This is a genomic window from Caballeronia sp. ATUFL_F1_KS4A (assembly GCF_023630905.1).
Classification (GTDB): Bacteria; Pseudomonadota; Gammaproteobacteria; order Burkholderiales; family Burkholderiaceae; genus Caballeronia; species Caballeronia zhejiangensis.
In genome coordinates, this window is record NZ_JALQEB010000031.1 from 29,952 (window position 1) to 49,541 (window position 19,590).

At 64.7% G+C, this 19,590-nt stretch carries 20 protein-coding genes; 6 read left to right on the forward strand and 14 right to left on the reverse strand.

Annotated features, from left to right (window positions below; all coding sequences use genetic code 11):
- Positions 1 to 180 precede the first annotated feature (180 nt).
- Complete coding sequence (locus NCS03_RS19440; RefSeq protein WP_175982869.1) at positions 181 to 1,005, forward strand: alpha/beta hydrolase; 825 nt, start codon at positions 181 to 183, stop codon at positions 1,003 to 1,005.
- On the opposite strand, the gene NCS03_RS19445 is transcribed toward NCS03_RS19440, so the two are convergent.
- Both NCS03_RS19445 and NCS03_RS19450 read right to left on the reverse strand, forming a co-directional pair.
- A complete protein-coding gene (locus NCS03_RS19445) occupies positions 1,002 to 1,814 on the reverse strand; it encodes an exodeoxyribonuclease III (protein ID WP_175982868.1) in 813 nt (270 codons plus the stop codon). The genes NCS03_RS19440 and NCS03_RS19445 overlap by 4 nt on opposite strands.
- A 68-nt stretch (positions 1,815 to 1,882) precedes the next feature.
- Entirely contained in the window at positions 1,883 to 2,887 is a 1,005-nt protein-coding gene (locus NCS03_RS19450) for an aldo/keto reductase (RefSeq protein ID WP_008354411.1), read from the reverse strand.
- 108 nt (positions 2,888 to 2,995) lie between these two features.
- Between NCS03_RS19450 and NCS03_RS19455 the strand changes: the two genes are divergently transcribed.
- Entirely contained in the window at positions 2,996 to 3,889 is an 894-nt protein-coding gene (locus NCS03_RS19455) for a LysR family transcriptional regulator (RefSeq protein WP_250529613.1), read from the forward strand.
- 6 nt (positions 3,890 to 3,895) lie between these two features.
- Here NCS03_RS19455 and NCS03_RS19460 read toward each other — a convergent pair whose 3' ends face one another.
- The 6 genes from NCS03_RS19460 to NCS03_RS19485 all read right to left on the reverse strand — a co-directional run bounded on the left by NCS03_RS19460 (position 3,896) and on the right by NCS03_RS19485 (position 9,383).
- Positions 3,896 to 4,774 carry an ABC transporter permease gene (locus NCS03_RS19460; RefSeq protein ID WP_250529614.1) on the reverse strand — a complete coding sequence of 293 codons (879 nt, stop codon included), beginning with the start codon at positions 4,772 to 4,774 and terminating at the stop codon, positions 3,896 to 3,898.
- The gene (locus tag NCS03_RS19465; protein ID WP_008354408.1) at positions 4,771 to 5,595 is read right to left on the reverse strand and encodes an ABC transporter ATP-binding protein; all 825 of its coding nucleotides are present in this window, start codon (positions 5,593 to 5,595) and stop codon (positions 4,771 to 4,773) included. The genes NCS03_RS19460 and NCS03_RS19465 overlap by 4 nt, the downstream gene beginning before the upstream one ends.
- Positions 5,596 to 5,694: 99 nt before the next feature.
- Positions 5,695 to 6,717, reverse strand: coding sequence for an ABC transporter substrate-binding protein (locus NCS03_RS19470; protein WP_250459722.1), 1,023 nt, complete (start codon positions 6,715 to 6,717; stop codon positions 5,695 to 5,697).
- Positions 6,718 to 6,746: 29 nt separating this feature from the next.
- Positions 6,747 to 7,643, reverse strand: coding sequence for a TauD/TfdA dioxygenase family protein (locus NCS03_RS19475; protein WP_250529615.1), 897 nt, complete (start codon positions 7,641 to 7,643; stop codon positions 6,747 to 6,749).
- Positions 7,644 to 7,756: 113 nt separating this feature from the next.
- Positions 7,757 to 8,935, reverse strand: coding sequence for a DNA polymerase IV (gene dinB, locus NCS03_RS19480; protein ID WP_250436126.1), 1,179 nt, complete (start codon positions 8,933 to 8,935; stop codon positions 7,757 to 7,759).
- Positions 8,936 to 9,017: 82 nt separating this feature from the next.
- The gene (locus NCS03_RS19485) at positions 9,018 to 9,383 is read right to left on the reverse strand and encodes a hypothetical protein (RefSeq protein ID WP_008354403.1); all 366 of its coding nucleotides are present in this window, start codon (positions 9,381 to 9,383) and stop codon (positions 9,018 to 9,020) included.
- 279 nt (positions 9,384 to 9,662) lie between these two features.
- On the opposite strand from NCS03_RS19485, the gene NCS03_RS19490 reads away from it, so the two are divergent.
- Positions 9,663 to 9,857 (forward strand): DUF3563 family protein, encoded by a 195-nt coding sequence (locus NCS03_RS19490; protein WP_008354402.1) that lies wholly within the window; start codon positions 9,663 to 9,665, stop codon positions 9,855 to 9,857.
- Between the two features lie 24 nt (positions 9,858 to 9,881).
- Here NCS03_RS19490 and NCS03_RS19495 read toward each other — a convergent pair whose 3' ends face one another.
- Both NCS03_RS19495 and NCS03_RS19500 read right to left on the reverse strand, forming a co-directional pair.
- Positions 9,882 to 10,565 carry a response regulator transcription factor gene (locus NCS03_RS19495; protein ID WP_033536934.1) on the reverse strand — a complete coding sequence of 228 codons (684 nt, stop codon included), beginning with the start codon at positions 10,563 to 10,565 and terminating at the stop codon, positions 9,882 to 9,884.
- 177 nt (positions 10,566 to 10,742) lie between these two features.
- Complete coding sequence (locus NCS03_RS19500; protein ID WP_250440770.1) at positions 10,743 to 12,092, reverse strand: sensor histidine kinase; 1,350 nt, start codon at positions 12,090 to 12,092, stop codon at positions 10,743 to 10,745.
- A 455-nt stretch (positions 12,093 to 12,547) separates the two neighbouring features.
- Here NCS03_RS19500 and NCS03_RS19505 point away from each other — a divergent pair, with 455 nt between their 5' ends.
- Positions 12,548 to 14,065, forward strand: coding sequence for an MDR family MFS transporter (locus NCS03_RS19505; RefSeq protein ID WP_008354399.1), 1,518 nt, complete (start codon positions 12,548 to 12,550; stop codon positions 14,063 to 14,065).
- A 55-nt stretch (positions 14,066 to 14,120) separates the two neighbouring features.
- On the opposite strand, the gene NCS03_RS19510 is transcribed toward NCS03_RS19505, so the two are convergent.
- The gene (locus NCS03_RS19510) at positions 14,121 to 14,348 is read right to left on the reverse strand and encodes a hypothetical protein (RefSeq protein WP_008354398.1); all 228 of its coding nucleotides are present in this window, start codon (positions 14,346 to 14,348) and stop codon (positions 14,121 to 14,123) included.
- 357 nt (positions 14,349 to 14,705) lie between these two features.
- Between NCS03_RS19510 and NCS03_RS19515 the strand changes: the two genes are divergently transcribed.
- Positions 14,706 to 16,589 (forward strand): PAS domain-containing hybrid sensor histidine kinase/response regulator, encoded by a 1,884-nt coding sequence (locus NCS03_RS19515; RefSeq protein ID WP_008354396.1) that lies wholly within the window; start codon positions 14,706 to 14,708, stop codon positions 16,587 to 16,589.
- Positions 16,590 to 16,595: 6 nt separating this feature from the next.
- On the opposite strand, the gene NCS03_RS19520 is transcribed toward NCS03_RS19515, so the two are convergent.
- On the reverse strand, positions 16,596 to 17,726 hold the full coding sequence (locus tag NCS03_RS19520) for an FUSC family protein (RefSeq protein ID WP_250436129.1): 1,131 nt from the start codon (positions 17,724 to 17,726) through the stop codon (positions 16,596 to 16,598).
- A 35-nt stretch (positions 17,727 to 17,761) separates the two neighbouring features.
- Positions 17,762 to 18,688: a LysR family transcriptional regulator gene (locus NCS03_RS19525; protein ID WP_250529616.1), complete on the reverse strand. Its 927-nt coding sequence runs from the start codon at positions 18,686 to 18,688 to the stop codon at positions 17,762 to 17,764.
- 117 nt (positions 18,689 to 18,805) lie between these two features.
- Here NCS03_RS19525 and NCS03_RS19530 point away from each other — a divergent pair, with 117 nt between their 5' ends.
- The gene (locus NCS03_RS19530; RefSeq protein WP_008354393.1) at positions 18,806 to 19,240 is read left to right on the forward strand and encodes a VOC family protein; all 435 of its coding nucleotides are present in this window, start codon (positions 18,806 to 18,808) and stop codon (positions 19,238 to 19,240) included.
- A gap of 45 nt (positions 19,241 to 19,285) precedes the next feature.
- On the opposite strand, the gene NCS03_RS19535 is transcribed toward NCS03_RS19530, so the two are convergent.
- Complete coding sequence (locus NCS03_RS19535) at positions 19,286 to 19,570, reverse strand: hypothetical protein (protein ID WP_008354392.1); 285 nt, start codon at positions 19,568 to 19,570, stop codon at positions 19,286 to 19,288.
- Positions 19,571 to 19,590: the final 20 nt, after the last annotated feature.

A 19,590-nucleotide genomic window follows, 5' to 3' on the forward strand; every position in this document is an offset into this window, starting at 1 on the left:
TTTGACAGCGACAAGTTGTCCGCGTCGAATTTGATCGATTGGATCCCGCGGAATTCATCTGGGTCATTTTTCTGTCGGTAACAATTCACCGCCCGTACATGAAATGCAGGCGCAAGCGCACGCATCCACACGCCGCAACTCCACTACCATACGAGGAACGCCAACCCGCCGCCGACACCGATGCGCGAAGTCCTCTGGATCGCCCTGCTCGCCATAGCGCTGGTCTACACGATCGCGCTCGCGGGCCTGTATTGGCTGCAAGGAAGGCTCGTCTATCCGCTGGAACAGATCGAAGCCTTCAAGAACGCCGATGTGGAAGCGCGCACCGAAGCAGTCGTCATCAGAACCGATGACGGCCTCGACCTGACCATGCGCTACAAAGCGCCGCCCGACGACGACGCGCCCACGGTCATCCTCTTTCACGGCAATGGCGAAGACCTTTTCCAGCGCGGTCATGTTGCATTGGAGATGATCGAAGCGGGCTATGGCGTGCTGCTCGCCGAATATCGCGGCTACGGCGGCAATCCCGGCAGGCCGCACGAAGCCGGCCTTTGCGCCGATGCGCGCGCCGCCTACGCCTACGCCGCGGCGCGTTCACGCAACATCGTGCTGCACGGTTATTCGCTCGGCTCGGGTGTCGCCGTGCAGCTTGCAAGCGTCGCGAAGATCCATGCGCTGATGCTCGAAGCGCCGTTCACGAGCATCGTCGATGTCGCCGCGAAACGCTTCCGGCTCTTTCCCGTGCGGCTGCTCGCACGCGATCGCTACGAAAGCCTCGCGAAAATCGCATCGATCGATGCGCCGCTCTTGATCTACGGCGGCACGAAAGACGGCGTGATTCCGCCCGAACACTTCCAGCGTCTCTTCGATGCAGCACGCGGCGACAAGCGTCTCGCGCTCATCGAAGACGCCGATCATCTCGACGTTTGGACGATGGGCGGCCGCGAACACGCGATGCAATTCCTCGCGTCACTGCAACCGACGCGCGACACGCTGCAAGCCTAAGCCGATTTCTTGCGCGTGCGCCCGAGCTTGAGCGTGACCCACGCCGGCGCATGATCGCTCGCATGCGGCTCGCCGCGCACCCATTTGTCGACGCCCGCCGCCTCCAGCTTCTTCGCGAGATCCTTGCTAAGAAGGATGTGATCGATGCGCAAGCCGGAATTCGTCTGCCAATGATTGCGGAAGTAATCCCAGAACGTATAGATGCGCTCATCGGGAAACTTCTGCTTCAGCGCATCGGTCCAGCCTTGCGCGAGCAAAGCCGCGTAGGCCGCGCGGCTCTCCGGCTGCAACAGCGCGTCCTTCAGCCACGAGCGCGTGTTGTAGATGTCGTCATCGGTCGGCACGACGTTGTAATCGCCCGCGAGCACGACGGGATGTCCGCTATCGAGCAACATCTTCGCATGTGCGTTGAAGCGCGCGAACCATTCGAGCTTGTAATCGAACTTCGGGCCGGGCTGCGGATTGCCGTTCGGAAGATAAAGACAGCCGATCAGCAAGCCGCCCACGGCCGCCTCGATATAACGGCTATGCGTATCGTCTTCGTAACCCGGCAGCCCGCGCCGGCTCAGCACCGGCTCCGCGTCTTTCGCGAGAATCGCCACGCCGTTCCACGATTGCTGCCCATGCCATAGCGCGCCGTAGCCCGCGTTCGCGATCGCGTCGGCGGGAAACTGCGCGTCGGTCGCTTTCAGTTCCTGCAGGCAGACGATATCGGGCGATTCGCGTTCGAGCCATGTCAGCAAGGCGTCGAGCCGCGGACGGATGCCGTTGATGTTGAAGGTCGCGATTTTCACTCGGCGTCTCTCCATCGGTGGATCGGGATCGATGCTACACGCGTCGCAGTTTGCGTGCCGCGTCGCGAACCACGCCGGGAGATTCAGCGCTTCTCGCTGTCGAGATGCGCCATCTGCACGGCCTCGTAGCGATCGCCCGCCGCCGCGCCCTTCGGCACCGCCGCTTCGATCGCGGCGAGGTCATCCTTCGTGAGCGCGACATCGAGCGCCCCGAGCGATTCCGTCAGCCGGTCGCGACGGCGCGCGCCGACGACAGGCACGATGTCATCGCCCTGCGCGAGCACCCACGCGATCGCGATCTGCGCGACGCTCACGCCTTTTGCATCGGCGATCTTGCGCAACGCATCGACGAGCGCGAGATTGCGTTCGACGTTGCCTTGCTGAAAGCGCGGACTGTTCGCGCGCCAGTCGCCGGATTGCGCGGCGTCGCGGCTCCAGTGTCCGCTGATGAGTCCGCGCGACAGCACGCCGTACGCCGTGATGCCGATGCCGAGTTCGCGGCATGCCGGAAGAATCGATTCCTCGAGGCCGCGCGAAATCAGCGAGTATTCGATCTGCAGATCGCACACCGCATGCACGGCGGCGGCACGGCGAATCGTGTCCGCGCCGACTTCCGACAATCCGACGTGGCGCACATAGCCCGCGTCGATCATCTCGGCGATCGCGCCGACGGTGTCTTCGACCGGCACGTTCGCATCGAGGCGCGCGGGCCGATAAATGTCGATATGTTCGACGCCGAGCCGCTGCAATGTATACGCGAGCGAATTCTTCACGGCGACGGGCCGTCCATCGAACGCGATGAACCGGCCGGCCGGATCGCGCATGCCGCCGAATTTCACGCTGAGAATCGCCGCATCGCGGCGTGAAGGCGGCGCGCTTCTCAACGCTTCGCCGATCAGCATTTCGTTGTGCCCCATGCCGTAGAAGTCGCCGGTGTCGAGCAGCGTCACGCCCGCTTCGAGGGCCGCGTGTATCGTCGCGATGCTCTCCGCGCGATCCGACGGCCCGTACATGCCCGACATGCCCATGCATCCGAGGCCGATCGCCGACGATTGCGGTCCGTTCTTTCCGAGCTTGCGTTGTTCCATGTTCGTTCTCTCCTTGAAGAATGGAGACGATTATGGGAGCAAACCTCGCGTGCGATAATCCGCCTCAATCCGAATGGGCTGTGCGCCCGGGCGAACAATGGGTGAGAGATGAGCGAACCGGATTTGTCGGATCTTCACGCGTTTCTGGCCGTCGCGCGGTCGCGTGGCTTCAGGCAGGCGGCGCTGTTGCGCGGCGTGTCGGCGTCGTCGCTGAGCGAGGCCATACGCAGGCTCGAAACGCGTCTGGGCGTGCGGCTTTTGAATCGCACGACGCGCAGCGTCACGCCGACCGAAGCGGGCGAGCGGCTCATCGAACGCCTCGGGCCCGCGTTCGCGGAAATCGCGGGCGCGCTCGATGCCGTCAACGGCTTTCGCGACAGCCCGACCGGCACGTTGCGCCTGAACGTCCCGCGCATCGTGTCACGCGAGATCCTGCCGCCAATCGTCGCGCGTTTTCTGACGGCGCATCCGGGCATCAAGCTGGAGATCAGCGCAACCGATACCTTCATCGACGTGCTCGCCGCCGGTTTCGATGCGGGCATCCGTTATGACGAGCGCATCGAGCGCGACATGATCGCCGTGCCGATCGGGCCGCGCACGCAACGCTTCGTCGCGGTGGCGTCGCCGGCTTATCTCGCGGCGCACGGCGACCCGAAGCATCCGCGCGAACTCGTGAATCACGCGTGCATCGGGCATCGTTTCGATAGCGGCGTGCTGGCCGTGTGGGAATTCATGCGCGGCAAGGAAACGATACGCATCGCGCCGGAAGGACCGCTCGTCACGTCGTCGATCGAGATCAGCCGAAGCGCGGCCATCGCGGGATTGGGCCTCGTCTATACGTTCGACGAGTTCGTGCGCGCGGCCGTCGACGATGGCGCGCTCGTGCCCGTGCTCAAACCGTGGTGGCAGAGTTTCACCGGGCCGCGTCTCTATTATCCGAGCCGCGCGCACATGCCGGGGCCGTTGCGCGCGTTCATCGACTTCATTCGCGCGGGGAATTGAGCGCGCTCATTGCTGCACGCCCCAGCGGCGCACGGTCACGCGCTCGATCGTATCGAAGACGAGATGCTCCACAGCAAGGCCGATCACGATGACCGCAGCCAGTCCCGCGAACACGCGGTCCGTGTAAAGCTCGTTGCGGTTCTGGAAGATGTACCAGCCGAGCCCGCCCTTGCCCGAGCTCGCGCCGAACACGAGCTCCGCCGCAATCAGCGTGCGCCACGCGAAGGCCCAGCCCACGCGCAAGCCCGCGAGAATCGAAGGCAACGCGGCGGGCACCAGAATCAGCATCACATGGCGCATGCCGTTGAGACCGTAGTTGCGGCCCGTCATGCGCAAGGTCGTTGGCACGGCCTGAAAGCCCGCATACGTGTTGAGCGCGAGCGGCCACAACACCGAATGCACGAGCACGAAAAGCAGGCTTCCGGTGCCGAGGCCGAACCACAGCAACGCGAGCGGCAACAGCGCGATGGAAGGCAGCGGATTGAACATCGCGGTGAGCATCGAAAGGATGTCGCGGCCGATGCGCGTCGAGACCGCAAGCGATGTCAGCGCGAACGCGAGCACCGCGCCGAGCGCATAGCCGCGCAGCAGTACCGACATCGAAATGCCGATCTTCTCGATGAGTTCGCCCGACGCGATGCCCTGCACGAATGCGACGAAGGTCGCGCTGAACGTGGGCAACAGCAGATCGTTATCGACGGCGCGTGCGGCGATTTCCCACAACGCGATCAGCACGAGCGCGATGATCGACTTGCGCAGCCACGCACGATCCGCTAGCCGCTTCGACAGCGGCAACGGCGCTTCATGTTCGACGGCGACGCTCGCGGCAGGCGCGATTTCATACTCGGGCCGCACGGGCGGCACGATCAGATGCGGCGTGCTCATTGCGCGCGCTCCTCTTCGAACAACAGACGATGAATGCGCGCGACGCTCTGCTGAAACTCGCCGCGACCCAGGCTGTCCTGCGTGTATTGATGACTGTTGAGTTCGGCGCGCACGCGTCCCGGATGCGGCGTCAGCAGCAGAATGCGATTGCCGACGATCAGCGCTTCCTCGATCGAGTGCGTGACGAACAACAGCGTGAATCGCTCGTCGCTCCAGAGGCGCAAGAGCTCTTCCTGCATGCGGCGTCGCGTGAGCGCATCGAGTGCGGCGAAGGGCTCGTCCATCAGCAGCACGCGCGGCTGCATCGCGAGGGCGCGTGCAATGGCGACGCGCTGCTTCATGCCGCCCGACAGCGTATGCGGATACGCATCGGCGAATTTGGCGAGACCGACCTTGTCGAGATAATGCAGCGCGCGTTCGCGAGCTTCGGCGCGGCCGAGCTTGCGCGCGACGCGCAGCGGAAAGGCGACGTTCTGCACGACGGTCTTCCACGGCGGCAACTGATCGAACTCCTGAAACACGACGATGCGATCCGCGCCCGGCCCGCGCACACGTTCACCGCCGATTTCGATGCTGCCTCCAACCGGCTCGATGAAGCCCGCAACGGCCTTGAGCAAGGTCGACTTGCCGCAGCCCGAAGGCCCGAGCAGCACGAAGCGGTCGGCGCCGTAGACATCGAAGCTGACATCGTGCGTCGCGCGAACGAGCCGCTCCGGCGTGCGGTATTCGAGCGTGACGTTCTTCGCGCTGAGAAGCTTGCCGCTCGTCGCAGCCTCACGATCGGCTTCGTGCGAATAAAGCGCTTGGGGATTGGCGGCCATGTTCATCTGCCCGATTGCAAACGATCACGATACCGGCGCGCTGCGCTCGAGCGAACCAATCATTGCGCATATCGAATCCGCAATCGCCGATAAGCGGCGTCAGCTTCCGTCTTTCGTCGCGGGATCGGTAAAGAAGTAATCCTGCCACGACTTCGGCTCGTTCTTGATGACGCCGACGCGATGCATGAACTGCGCGAGCCCGAACGTGTTTTGCGGCGCGACCTTGAATTGCACCGACGGATCCTCGATCACCTTGATAAGCAGATCGCGGTCGATCTTCGCGTTGTTCACGCGCAGATAGATATCGGCGGCTTGTTCCGGATGTTGCGTGATATAGCGCGCGGCATCGGCAAGACCGGCGACAAACGCGCGATACGTCTTCGGATTCTCGTTGCGGAATTTCTCGGTCGCGTAGAGCACCGTCGCGGAACTGGGGCCGCCGAGCACATCGTATGAATTGAGCACGATATGCGCTTTTGGATTGCCCGCGAGTTCCTGCTGCTGGAACGGCGGATTGCCGAAGTGCGCGTTGATCTCCGTGCCGCCCGCGATGAGCGCCGCGGCTGCGTCCGGATGCGGCACCGCTTGCGTGAGCTTGTCGAGGCGGTTGTATTCCTTGTCGCCCCATTGCTTCGCCGCCGCGTATTGCAGGACGCGCGATTGCACCGACACGCCGACTGCCGGCACCGCGATGCGATCCTTGTCGGTGAAATCGGCGATGGTTTTTACGCGCGGATCGTTCGATACGAGGTAATACGGGAAGTTGCCGAGCGACGCGACGCCCTTCACGTTTTGCCGTCCGTGCGTGCGGTCCCAGATCGTCAGCAACGGGCCGACGCCCGCCGCGGCGATATCGACCGAGCCGGACAACAGCGCATCGTTGACGCTCGATCCGCCCGACAGCTTCGCCCAGTCGACCTTGATATCGAGCCCTTCCTTCTTGCCTTCCTGCTCGATGAACTTCTGATCGCGCGCGACATTGAGCAGCAGATACACGACGCCGAATTGCTCGGCGATGCGCAACGTGCCTTCGGCATGCGCGCTCGCCGACGTGACGCCGATCGCGAGCGAAAGCGCCGCGACGAGCGCGCGTGCGCCGCCCTTCCCGGTTCGAGAATGCATCGATGAAACCCCGTAAAAATAGTGGCTTTTTAGAAAGGCGCGTCGCCTTCGATGGTCGTGCGATAGAGCTTGCGGCGCTGATCGTCGGGCGTGCCGGCGGCGAGATGCATCACCGAGCGGTTGTCCCAGAAGACCATGTCGCGTTCGCGCCATTGATGGCGATAGACGAACTCGCTTTGCGTGCTATGCGCGAAGAGTTCCGCGAGCAAGGCGCGGCTTTCGTCTTCCGGCAGACCGATGATGCGCGTCGTGAAATGCTCGCTCACGAAGAGCGCGCGACGCTTGGTTTCCGGATGCGTCCGCACGATCGGATGCGTCACCGGCTTGACTTGCGCGATCTGCTCCGCCGACAGATTCGGACGCCACGGACTGCGCTTTTGCAGCTCGCCGTATTTGGCGAGATAGGTGTGTTCGGCGACGCGGCCTTCGACTGCATCGCGCAGATGCGCGGGCAGCGTGTCCCACGCGAGATGCTGATTCGCGAACAGCGTGTCGCCGCCGGTCGCGGGCAATTCCTGCGCGTGCAGCATCGAGCCGAGACTCGGCTTGTCCTTGTACGAAAGATCGGAATGCCAGAAATGACCCGCATCGCCGAGACCGATCGGCTTGCCGTTCTCGACGATGTTCGACACGATCAGCACTTCCGGATGCCCCCCGAGCCCGAACTGATGCAGCACGTGAATCTGCAGCGGACCGAAGCGCTTGCTGAACGCGACCTGTTCGTCGGGCGTGATGCGCTGATCGCGAAACACGAGAACGTGATGTTCCAGATGCGCGCGATGGATGCGCGCGAAATCGGCTTGTGACAATGGCTTCGACAGATCGAGCCCGATGACTTCCGCGCCGAGCGGCGCATCGAACGGGCGAATCTCGATGGATTGATCGGCGGCAGCGTGCTCGGCAATGGGGGCAGTGAGAATCGTCACGTCGGACTAATGGCAATCGATAGCTTGGGGAAGCGATCAATCTAACGCGCGGCGATTCGCGCGGCAACGAAGCATCTGCGATTACGTTATGCGCCTATGAAATAAGGCGCGCTTCAGTCGCCGGCGATATCGAACGGCAATTCGACCTGCACCGGCTCGACGAAGCCGCTTTCGTCGCGCCCGGCGAGCGCGCTGACGCGTACGCCGAGCAGACGGATGCGGCGATCGAGCACGATGCGCTTCAGGCATTCGGTCGCGGCGCGGCGAATCTCGACGGGATCGGCGGTCGCGACGGGCACGGTCAGATCGCGCGTCACGGTGCGGAAGTCGTCGAAGCGCAGCTTGATGCCGACCGTGCGCCCGACGTAGCCCTTGCGCTGCAAGTCTTCGGCGACGCGCGTGCACAGCCCCGTGAACTCGGCGGAAAGCGTCGCGCGATCCTGCTTCGGATGAAAGTCCCGCTCGAAGGTCGTCTCGCGGCTCATCGACTTGGGCGTCGAAGTGACGACGACAGGCCGCTCGTCCTGCCCCTGCGCGATGCGCGCGAGCCAGGCGGCGTACGTGTGGCCGAAATGCGTCTGCAGGAAACCGGGATCGGCGGCGGCAATATCGCCCACGGTCACGATGCCGAGCGCCGCGAGCTTCTCGTTCGCCTTCGGTCCGATGCCGTTCACCTTGCGCGCGGCGAGCGGCCAGATGCGCGTTGGCAGATCGTCCATCGTGAGGATGGTGAGACCGTCGGGCTTGTCGAGTTCGGAGCCGATCTTCGCGAGCAGCTTGTTCGGCGCGATGCAGATCGAGCAGGTGAGACCCGTCGCGTCGTGCACGGCGTCCTTCATGCGCTGGCCGATCTCGGCGGATTCGCCGGGTAGATCGCTGACATCGATATAAATTTCGTCGATGCCGCGATTCTCGATCTGCGTGGTGAACGTCGCGACGGCCGCCTTGAAAAGCCGCGAATAATGGCGATAGGACTCGAAATCGGTCGGCAGAAGAATTGCGTCGGGCGCGAGCTGGGCGGCTTTCATCATGCCCATCGCGGAAAAGACGCCGAACTTGCGCGCCTCGTAGGTAGACGTGGTGACGACGCCGCGACCCGCGTAATCGCGCAGACGCTTGAAGCGGCGCCTGCCGTCGGGCAACGTTTCAGGCGTGGCGCTGCGCCCGCCGCCGACCACGACGGGCATGCCGCGCAATTCCGGATAACGCAGAAGTTCGACCGACGCGAAGAAGGCGTCCATGTCGAGATGCGCGATGCGGCGCGGTGCGGATGTGGAGGACAGCGCGTCCATCGCGGCGACGAGAGCAGAAAAATGGCTTACTGTACATCCATACAGGTGTTCGCGCTAGAGGCCGCCTGTCGCGATGGCCGGCTCATTCCGGCGTGCGCTTTTCCGCGAGCGCGCGGCGGCAATCGTCGAAAACCTGCCGCACGACATCCGATTGATAGTTGAGGTCTTCGCTATCGAGAATTTCCTCGACGGCGTCGCGGGCCCAGTCGGCTTCGAGCATCGCGCAATGCTGCGTGGCGATGTCGCGGGCGATGGCCGCGAGCTTCGCGACCGTCAGCCAGTCCGCGAGCCGCTGATGACGGTCGAGCCACTTGTGCGCGGCCTGTACGTGAAACGAGGCCGCCGGCCAGTCGCCATTGAGGTAATACGCGCCGAGACTGCCGCATGTGAGCCAGCACAGCAACTCGACGCGGTCGCGGGCACTGAGGGTACGAGACACATCGTTCATGGCGGCCTTCACGAGAGACGATCGACGAATGCGAACAGCGCACAGTTCCGTATGAAACCCCTATTAAAACAAGATAGCACGGGATGGTGCGGCGCGGCAGTGCCTTCCCGCAGCGTGATCCGCGTCACGGTGCGTTGGCGAACGCTTCGTCATGCGAAGAGCAGCATCGCGCATGCCGCGAGTCGCTGCTTCGCGCTCTCATTCGCTGCTAATTCAGCGCGCATAACCTGCTTTCGTCGGCCCCACTCATCGGCCTGCATTCAACGACGGGAGCACATCATGTTTGAACGTCTCACTCACTCCATCGACCATCTCTTTTCGATCCGCACCGCGCAGGAAGCCCGCGACGACTATCTCGCATCGTCGAGCGATCTCGCGGATCTCGAACGGCGCATGCGTCAGATCGAAACGCAGGATCACGACTACAGCATGTATTTTTGCGGCGCGCTCGGCCGTCGATACGACGAGCATTGACCCGCGCCGCCGATGTCGCGCGCGCTATTTCGTTTCCTCGCGGCCGGCCTGGCCGAGCATCACCGTCCAGCCGAGGCCGCGCACGTTGCGGATCACGCCCGCGCCGAATTTCTTGCGCACCGAATGGATCAGCACGTCGACCGCGTTGCTCTCCACTTCCTTGCCCCAGCCGTAGAGACGGTCTTCGAGTTGATCGCGCGAGAAGATCGTGCCGGGACGTTCGAGCAGCGCGTGCATCAGCGCGAATTCACGCGCGGACAGCACGCCCGACGTCTCTCCGCACGTAAGCGTACGCTGATCGAGATTGAGGCAGAGCGAATCGTCGCCGAGGCGCGAGACCGCGTAGCCCGCCTTGCGGCGCAGCACCGCGCGGATGCGCGCCAGCAGTTCGGGCATGTCGAAGGGCTTGAGCAGATAGTCGTCGGCGCCGAGATCGAGGCCCTGGACGCGTGTGTCGAGATCGTCGCGCGCGGTGAGGATCAGCACCGGCGTCGCGTTGCCGGACGTGCGCGCCTGCCGCAAGAGTTCGATGCCCGTCATGCCCGGCAAGCCGAGATCGAGCAGCACGACGGTGTACTCGGCGGCGTTGATCGCCTCGCGGCCCGCGTTGCCGTCGCGGACCCAATCGACGGCGTAATCGGCGTCCTTGAGCGCACGCATCAGGCTCGTGCCGATCTGCACGTCGTCTTCGATCAGAAGAATTCGCATGTTCCACCCCGCGTCCCGCGAGAATGGCGCGCGCCACGCGCCCGGAATGCGGCCCGAAGGATCTGGGAAAACGGAAAACGCACGACCGGTCATTTTGAGTGTTCTACTGACCGGCGACGATCGCTTCGCGCCACGCAGCGAATGCATTGTAATCGGCGGAAAACAGCGCGCAAAACACTAAAGGTTCAACGCGGGCGATGGCACGCTTTCGCTCACTTCCTCGACCGGAAAACCGATCGAAGCGACGATGCCCGAGCGCCCGTCGCTGCGATTTTCGAGCGTCACGTCGCCGCCGTAACGCGCGGCAATCGCCTTCACGATCGACAGCCCCAGCCCGCTGCCCTCGATGTCCGGATTCGCGCGGAAAAAGCGGTCGAACACGCGCGGCAGCAACGCTTCGTCGATGCCCGGCCCCGTGTCGACGACATCGATCCAGACCATGTCGCCATCGCGCCGCGTGCGCAGGTCGATGGTGCCGCCATCGGGCGTATAGCGCACCGCGTTCGACACGAGATTCTTCACCGCCATGCCGATGTCGGTTTCCACCGCGCGCACGTGCGCGTTCACCATTTCCTCCGCGCCGATATCCATGCCGCGCGACAAGGCGATCGGCAGCACGTCGGCGACGGCGGCCGTGACCACGTCCGCGATGTTCACGCGCGCGAGCGGCGCGCCGTTCATCGGCGCATCGGCGCGCGCCATCCGCAAGAGTTGCGTAATCAGCTTGCCGCTGCGCGCGATGCCCTTGCGCAACTCCTGAAAGCGCTCCTGATTGCCGGGATAGATATGCGGCGCGAGATTGTCGGCCTGAAGCTGCAGCGCGGTGAGCGGCGTGCGCAATTCGTGCGCGGCATCGGCGATGAACTTGCGCTCCTTCTCGATCGATGTCGCGAGGCGCTCGATCATCGTGTTGATCGAATGGATGAAGGGCGCGATTTCCGTGGGCACGCCGACGGTCGGCAGCGGCTGCAGATGACCCATGTCGATGGCGCGGACTTCCTCGCCCAGCTCGTTCAACTGACGCAGCGAGCGCCGCACGACGAGCGCGACCGCGATCCACACGAGCGGCAAAAGCACCGCGATCGGCCAGAGCGTTTGCGTCGCGGCTTCCTGCGTGATTTCGCGCCGGATCGACGAGCGCTGCGCGACCTGGATCGTCATCGTCGGCTCCTGGCGCGTGAACATGCGCCAATGCTCGCCGTTGACGTCGACGCCGGAAAAACCCGGCTGCGCGTCGCGCGGAAAGTGCAGCGACGGGTCGGTCGTGCGGAAAGGCAGCGCCTCGCCCGGCTTCCACACCACGGCGACGACGTCGCGCTCGTCCTGGGTGCCGCGTGCGGGATTTTTCGGCAGGCTGTCGGCGAGTCCGTCGCGCAGACGCGCGGCCACTTGTTCGAGCCGCATGTCGAGCAGCGCGCTCATGCCGGTCTTGCTCAACTGATACGAACTCACGCCCTGCACGACGCCGATCACGCTGACGAGCAGCCCGAGCGCGAGCACCAGCTGATTCTTCAGTGATTTGATCATGCGAGTCCGCCGCTTCGGAAGGGAACGGGGCAAAGCTGCAGCCCGTTCGATTTTAGGCGACATTCCCGGGGATTTCGGTCTGAAAGACGACATGTGCGTGGCAGATGCGCCTAAGCGCGGAAAAAAATGCGCCGGTCCGAATCACGGCCGGCGCCAAGGGCTGAGGAGAATACGTGAAACGGGCCGCCGGATTGCTCGGGGAAGCATGCTGCCCGTCCACGTACAGAAGGTAGGCCCGAAGAATTAGCGTTGAATGAGCGCGCAAATGCGCATCGAGCAGCGATTCGCGCGGCGGGATAACATTGCATCCGGCGCTTTCTCATCGGCGACATTGCTCCGGCTGCAAGGAATCCGCAAGCCGGGGCGTCGCCGCCGCATCTTCATTTTTCGAGCATGGCCTGTCTGCGCGCATCGTTGTCTCGTACGCGCGGCGGGCGATATGCCTTCCTGCCCGCATGTCACAGAACAGCAAAACCGTCCGTCCCCTCGTCATCGGCGCGGTGATGGCCTCGATGGCCATGGTCGCGATCGAAGCCACCATCGTCTCCACCGCGATGCCGCAAATCGCGACGCAGCTCGGGGGCCTCAATCTGTATAGCTGGGTGTTCTCGTCGTTCCTGCTCACGCAGACGGCGCTCACGGTCGTGTTCGGCAAGCTCGCCGATCTCTACGGCCGCAAGCCGGCGATCCTCGCGGGCATCGCGATCTTTCTGATCGGCTCGGTGCTCGCGGGCTTCGCGTGGTCGATGCCCGCGATGATCGTCTTCCGGCTGATTCAGGGCGTCGGCGCGGGCGCGATCCTGCCGGTCGCGCTGACGGTCGTCGGCGATCTCTATCCGGCGCGCGAGCGCGGCAAGGTGCAGGGCTATCTCGCGAGCGTGTGGGCCGTGTCCGCCGTGCTCGGGCCGATGGTGGGCGGCCTGCTGATTCGCCAGTTCTCGTGGGCGTGGATCTTCTGGATCAACGTGCCGATCGGCATACTGGCCGCGCTGCTTTTCACGCTCTTTCTGCACGAGGAAAAGCGCCACGACCGTCCGGCGATCGATCTCGCGGGCGCGTTCTTCTTCACCGCCGCCGTCGCCGCGCTGATGATGGCGCTCACCGACGCCGGCCACGCGAGCAATGCGCGCGTCGGCGTGGAGATCGGCGTGTTCGTGCTCGCGATCGTGTGCTTCGTGATTCAGGAGCGCCGCGCCGCCGATCCGATGATCTCGTTCAGGCTGTGGTCGCATCGGCCGATTGCCGCGAGCAACGTCGCGACGGTCCTCGCCGGCATGGCGATGATGGGCCTCACCACTTTCCTGCCGATGTACGTGCAGGGCGTGATGCATCGCACGCCGGTGGAAGCGGGCCTCGCGCTCACGATGATGATGATCGGCTGGCCGAGCGGCGCCACTTTCACGTCGCGCGCGTTCAGCCGCATCGGCCTGAGGCGTCTGTTGATGATCGGCCCGGTCTTCATTCCGCTGGGCGCGTTGCCGTTCGTGCTGCTCGGTCCGCAATCGAGCCCGGTCTGGGCGGGCGTCGGCTCGGCGGTGCTGGGCTTCGGCATGGGCATCACGAGCGTGTCCTGCCTCATCCTGATACAGGAAATCGTGCAGCCGATGGAACGCGGCAGCGCGACGGCATCGAACCTCTTTTCGCGCAACCTCGGCAATACGCTCGGTGCAGCCGTGTTCGGCGCGGTGCAGAACTACGGCCTCACGCACACGGCCGGCCTGCCGCCCGTTCATGCGGATCAGCTGAAGCAACTGCTGTCGTCCGTGCCCGGCGACTTCGCGATGAACAACGAGATTCGCCTCGTGCTGCACCATTCGCTGCATCTGACCTTCACGGCGATGTTCGTGATCGCGCTAGGCACCGTGATTTCGATGCTGTTCATGCCGAAGATCGACATCGGGCGCGCGAAGGGCACGGTCGAGACGGTCGGCGCGGCCGATGCGAAAAACGCCGCAAATCAGGCGTTTCATTGAACGCGCCGCGTCCCGCCGAGACGACCGGCGGAACGCGGTCTCATGCAAAAAGCGCTCAATCCTGCGCCTGAATGAGCGGGCTGTCCTGCTTCGCCTTCCCGGCGCCTGCATCGTTGCCTGGCTGAGCGTCCTGCGCGATCGTCTGCATGTTCATGCCTTGCTGCGAGACGGGCGCGCCTTCCATCGGCGAATAGTGCGGCGCGGGGCCGTATCCGCTTGCGAGCGCGTAGGAAGCGCATGCGAGCGCCGCGACGAAGATGATGCCTTTGAGATTGCCGGTCATGGTAGTGCTCCTGAGGGTTTCACGAATCCACTTCATCGGCCTCGTCGCACTGCCTGCCCAGCACCGACCTTCTGAAATGTGAACGCAGTCTACGTGCGTGCATCGGCGTTGAAATCCCTCCAAAAGACCGGCTGAAAACGGGTGGTGCGATCGCCGCGCGCCGTTTCGCGGCCCGGCACGCCGATAGCTACGCTCACTAAAGGCATGGCAGCGATGCCGGGGCTCCGGGTAGACTGTGGCGTCGGCGGACCTTTTGTCCAGGAAACGTCCGCCGCTGCGCCGACCACCCGAACCATGACCAGACCTAAAGCCGACTCGCCCCTCGACCTCGCCCGCCACGCGCCATCCGAGCCCGCCATGAGCGAGCCGCAGTATCACGCGCTCGTCGATGCGATCGAAGACTGCGCGATCTTCATGCTCGACCTGAGCGGCCGCATCACGAGCTGGAATAAGGGCGCGCGCAAGATCAAGGGCTATGAGGCGCACGAAATCATCGGACAGCATCTGTCGCGCTTTTACACGGCGGAATCGGTGGCGCGCGGCTGGCCCGAGTACGAGCTGAAGCAGGCCTACGCGACCGGGCGCTTCGAGGACGAAGGCTGGCGCGTGCGCAAGGACGGCACGCTGTTCTGGGCGAATGTCGTCATCACGGCGGCGCGCAATACGCAGGGCGAGATCATCGGCTACGCGAAGTACACGCGCGATCTCACCGCGAAGCGCGCCGAGGAAGAGAAGCTGCGGCTCTCGGAAGAGCGCTTTCGTCTGCTCGTGGAAAGCGTCAGCGATTACGCGATCTTCATGCTCGATCCGGCCGGCCATATCGCAAGCTGGAATACGGGCGCGATGCGAATCAAGGGTTATCAGCCGTCGGAGATCCTGGGCAAGCACTTTTCGATGTTCTATTGCCCCGAGGATCTCGAAGCCAACCTCCCCGAGATCGAACTGCAGACCGCGATCCGCACGGGCCGCGTGGAGAGCGAAGGCTGGCGCGTGCGCAAGGACGGCTCGCTCTTCTGGGCGAACGTGGTGATCAACGCGGTGTACGACGAGCATCGCGTGCTGCGCGGCTTCGCGAAGGTCACGCGCGACATGAGCGACAGAAAGCGCCTCGATCAGCTCGAAGTGTCGTCGCGGCGCATCAGCGAGTTTCTCGCAACGCTCGCGCACGAGTTGCGCAATCCGCTGGCGCCGGTGCGCAATGCGATCGGCGTGATGCAGATGGAAAGCGACGTGCCGGAACGCATCGCCGCATGCCGCGACATCATCGACAGACAGACTTCGCATCTCGGCCGGCTCGTCGACGATCTGCTCGACATGGGCCGCATCACGACCGGCAAGATCGATCTGCGCATGACGCGCGTGGACGTGAGCGAGATCGTCGCGCGCAGCATCGAGCTCGTGCATCCGTTCACCGACGAACGCGCGCAGAACGTCGTCACCAAGCTGCCGTCCGAGCCCGTTCATGTGATGGGCGACATCACGCGGCTCGTGCAGGTCGTGCAGAACCTGTTGAACAACGCGTCGAAGTTCTCGCCGCGCGCCAGCACGATCCGCGTCGAAGTCGAGCGCGAGGCGACAGCGCTGCTGCTGAAAGTGATCGACAAGGGGCGCGGCATCTCGCAGAAGGGTCTCACGTCCATCTTCGATCTGTTCGTGCAGGAGGATCACTATCTCAATCCCGGCGAGGCGGGCCTCGGCATCGGGCTGACGCTGTGCCGGTCGATCGTCGAGATGCACGGGGGGTCGATCAGCGCGGCGAGCGCCGGACCGAATCAGGGCAGCACGTTCGTCGTGCGCCTGCCTTACGCGTCCGACCACGATGCGCCGCGGCCGCATCGCGTGCTCGCGCAGACTGCGACGCTAGGCACGGGCGGCGGCCTGCGCATCGTCGTGATCGACGACAACCAGGATTCCGCCGACAGCCTCGCGCTGCTCTTGCAGATGAAAGGCCACGACGTGCGTACCGCGTATCACGGCAAGGAAGGACTCGACGTGATCCGCCATTTCCCGCCGCAACTGATTCTGCTCGATCTCGCCTTGCCCGACATGGACGGTCACGCGGTGCTGCGCGCGCTGCGCTCGCAGCGGCTCATCGGGCGTGCGACGGTGGTCGCGATGACGGGCTTCGGACAGGACAGCGACAAGGAACGCTCCGCGCAGGCGGGCTTCGACGCGCATCTGGTGAAGCCGGTGGATTTCGACGTGCTGGACCGGTTGCTGGAGGAGGTGGCGAAGCGGTGAGGGCGATCACGCCCTCACCACCCGCAACGGAAAAATCACCCGCGACGCGATCAGCCCCAGCGCGCCGCCGAGCAGCGTTTCCCACGCGCGCGCCGTCAGCAGTTCGAGCGAATGCACGCCGCTCGCCGCGAGCGTCACGATGAGCACGAACGCGAACGCGCCGCACGCGATGTCGTATCGCTCCGGCAGCGCCATCGCATAGGCGATCATCGCGAACGCGGACAGAATCCACACGACGAGCGGCCAATGTTCCGCGAGCGGCAGACACACGATGCCGATCGGCACGCCGACAAGCGTCCCGTAGATGCGCCGCCGTACGCGCTCCGCCGTCCCGACCGCCGACGTCGCGACGACATACACGCAAGCCGTGATCGCCCACGCCGATTCCGCGAGCCCGAACAGGCGATTCAACGCCACGACGACGAGCGCGCCGCACGCCGCCTGCAGACCCATCGCGAAGGCGGGCGAGATCGCGTCCCGACCGTAAGCGGGCTCCGACGCCAGCGCGGGCAGCACGACCGGATGCTCGGCCGGTCCGCTCAGCACGCGCGGCACGATCGCCGCGAGCATGCCGATCAGTAACGCGAGCAGGATCGCCCAGGAATCGCCGGGGCGCAGATCCATCCCGTAAGCGAGGAGCTGGCCGATATAGAGCTGCGAGCCGACGCCCGCGCCCGTCATCCCGAAGCGCTTCAGATAGCCCGCGAGGAACGCGCCCGTCACGAGAATCAGCTCGGCGCCGCCGCGTCCGGTTTCACGAAGCATCGGCGCAAAAAACGTGAAGGTGAACGCGCCGAACGCAGCCGCGACGCACAGAATGACGAGATCGCGGCTCGACTCCAAACGCGTCGTGCGCGCCTCGGACACGCTCGCCCACAGCGCGAAGCCGCCCGCGAGCGCGCCCACCGACACACCCGCCGGCACGCTTTGCGTCACGTCCTGCAGCGCGCCGAGCGCCGCCGCCAGCCCGTACGCGGTCACGAGCCGCAATCCCTTGATGCGCCGATGCGTGCCCGGATCGACGCGATCGAGCCACGCGAGCACGGCCTGCACGCGCTGCACGAGCGCTTGCACGATCGTCAGCGACGAATCCGCGAGACGCGCTTTCGCGTCGCCGATGGGCTGCTCGTCATCCATTGGCTCCCCCACAGGTAACGCACCTGCCACGCATTCTAGGACGCGTTGCGCCTGCGCGCGCGTTTGACGGCCGCAATCGGCCCGCCGCGCTGCGCCGCTTCGACGATGCAGCCCGCGAGGCGCGCCGCCGCATCCGGCTCGTCCGCGCGCACGCGCCGCGCGCGCTCCACAAGCCCGATCTCGCGATGAAACGTGTCGCCGCCGAGATCGAGCGCGACCGCGCCGCGCGGCCACGCGCCGATGCCGTCCGATACCGGCACGAGCGCCACGCCCAGCCCGCGCGCCACCAGTTGCGCGATGCCCGGTAGCTCGTCGACCTCGATCGAATCGCGCACGGCGATGCGGCGCTTCGTCAGAAACATGTCGACTTGCCGGCCGCCGAACGAGCGCCGGTCGTATCGGATGAACGGCTCCGATTCGATCAGCGCGCGCCAGTCGGCGCCCTTCTTCGCGGCAGGTACGAGCAGCACGAACGGCTCGACGGCGAGCGTGCGCCATTGCAGCTCCGCGGGCAGCGAAAACGGCGGGCGGATCATCACGGCCATGTCCATCTCGCCTGCATCGACGCTTGCGAGCAGATTGAGCGACACGCCCGGCACGAGCCGGATGCGCCACGCCGGCAGCATGCGCCGGAACGCGCCGATGGCATCGGGCAAAAGCGCCGCATGCGCCGACGCGATCGCGCCCACCGAAAGCGAGCCGCCGCGCCCGTCCTCGCCTTCCGGCTCAGCGAGGCGCGCGTACAGCGCGATCAGTTCATCGGCGAGTTCGAGCGTGCGCTTGCCGGCATTGTTGAGCGTCGCGGAGCGGCCCGTCCTGTCGAACAGCTTCGCGCCGAGATGCGCTTCGAGGCGCTGCATCTGCGCGCTCACGGCCGATTGCGTGAGGCCGATCTGCGCGCCTGCGCCCGCGAAAGTGCCGTGGCGCGCCACCGCGATGAAAGTCCGGAGTTCGCGCAGCATGTCGATTCATCGAAAATATTTGGGCTGACTCCAGAAATATATCGTTTTTCAACACAAATATTTATTAATAAACTTTGGTTCCAGTTCCCATGAACGTCGATTGAAGGACTCAACTCCATGAGCACGACCCAGCACGCCATGCCGCCGTTCCATCTCGCGTTTCCCGTTCATAGCCTCGCGGCCGCGCGCGAGTTCTACGGCGAACTGCTCGGCTGCCCGGAAGGCCGCAGCTCCGACGCATGGGTGGATTTCGATTTCTACGGCCATCAGATCGTCGCGCATCTCGCGCCGGAGGAATGCGGACATCGCACGACGAGCGCGGTCGATGGCGACGCCGTGCCGGTGCGCCACTTCGGCGTGGTGCTGTCCATACCGCAGTGGAACGAGCTCGCCGACAAGCTGCGCGCGGCGGGCACGCGCTTCATCATCGAGCCGCATGTGCGCTTCAAGGGCGAAGTCGGCGAACAGGCGACGATGTTCTTCCTCGATCCGTCGGGCAATGCCGTCGAGATCAAAGCGTTCGCCGATATGTCGTCGCTCTTCGCGAAATAAAAAACGGGACGCCGCGCGGCGTCCCGTTCGTCATTGCAGCGCGCTTTACTGGCCGGAGCCGCTCGCGCTGACCGGGGCGCCCGGACCGCTCGGCGTCGCGGTGCCGCCCGGTTGCGTGGACGGACCCGAGTTCATCGTGCTCTTGTGCGTCTTCTTCGAATGCGTCGATTTATGCGCGTGCGCGTTCGGCTGCGCGGGCTGCGTCGTGGTCTGCGCGTTGTCGCCGGCCTGCAGGCCCGTGTTCGAGCTCGGCGGATTGTCCTGCGCGAAAGCGGACGCGCACACCAGCGCGAAAGCGCCGGCAGCGGCGGAAAGGGCGAAACGTTTCATATCGAAGACTCCTGTTGGCG

Coding starts and splice junctions, on each gene's coding strand:
- NCS03_RS19440 (WP_175982869.1), top strand. CDS start 181: ATGCGCGAAGTCCTCTGGATCGCCCTGCTCGCCATAGCGCTGGTCTAC.
- NCS03_RS19445 (WP_175982868.1), bottom strand. CDS start 1,814: ATGGAGAGACGCCGAGTGAAAATCGCGACCTTCAACATCAACGGCATC.
- NCS03_RS19450 (WP_008354411.1), bottom strand. CDS start 2,887: ATGGAACAACGCAAGCTCGGAAAGAACGGACCGCAATCGTCGGCGATC.
- NCS03_RS19455 (WP_250529613.1), top strand. CDS start 2,996: ATGAGCGAACCGGATTTGTCGGATCTTCACGCGTTTCTGGCCGTCGCG.
- NCS03_RS19460 (WP_250529614.1), bottom strand. CDS start 4,774: ATGAGCACGCCGCATCTGATCGTGCCGCCCGTGCGGCCCGAGTATGAA.
- NCS03_RS19465 (WP_008354408.1), bottom strand. CDS start 5,595: ATGGCCGCCAATCCCCAAGCGCTTTATTCGCACGAAGCCGATCGTGAG.
- NCS03_RS19470 (WP_250459722.1), bottom strand. CDS start 6,717: ATGCATTCTCGAACCGGGAAGGGCGGCGCACGCGCGCTCGTCGCGGCG.
- dinB (WP_250436126.1), bottom strand. CDS start 8,935: ATGGACGCGCTGTCCTCCACATCCGCACCGCGCCGCATCGCGCATCTC.
- NCS03_RS19485 (WP_008354403.1), bottom strand. CDS start 9,383: ATGAACGATGTGTCTCGTACCCTCAGTGCCCGCGACCGCGTCGAGTTG.
- NCS03_RS19490 (WP_008354402.1), top strand. CDS start 9,663: ATGTTTGAACGTCTCACTCACTCCATCGACCATCTCTTTTCGATCCGC.
- NCS03_RS19495 (WP_033536934.1), bottom strand. CDS start 10,565: ATGCGAATTCTTCTGATCGAAGACGACGTGCAGATCGGCACGAGCCTG.
- NCS03_RS19500 (WP_250440770.1), bottom strand. CDS start 12,092: ATGATCAAATCACTGAAGAATCAGCTGGTGCTCGCGCTCGGGCTGCTC.
- NCS03_RS19505 (WP_008354399.1), top strand. CDS start 12,548: ATGTCACAGAACAGCAAAACCGTCCGTCCCCTCGTCATCGGCGCGGTG.
- NCS03_RS19510 (WP_008354398.1), bottom strand. CDS start 14,348: ATGACCGGCAATCTCAAAGGCATCATCTTCGTCGCGGCGCTCGCATGC.
- NCS03_RS19515 (WP_008354396.1), top strand. CDS start 14,706: ATGAGCGAGCCGCAGTATCACGCGCTCGTCGATGCGATCGAAGACTGC.
- NCS03_RS19520 (WP_250436129.1), bottom strand. CDS start 17,726: ATGGATGACGAGCAGCCCATCGGCGACGCGAAAGCGCGTCTCGCGGAT.
- NCS03_RS19525 (WP_250529616.1), bottom strand. CDS start 18,688: ATGCTGCGCGAACTCCGGACTTTCATCGCGGTGGCGCGCCACGGCACT.
- NCS03_RS19530 (WP_008354393.1), top strand. CDS start 18,806: ATGAGCACGACCCAGCACGCCATGCCGCCGTTCCATCTCGCGTTTCCC.
- NCS03_RS19535 (WP_008354392.1), bottom strand. CDS start 19,570: ATGAAACGTTTCGCCCTTTCCGCCGCTGCCGGCGCTTTCGCGCTGGTG.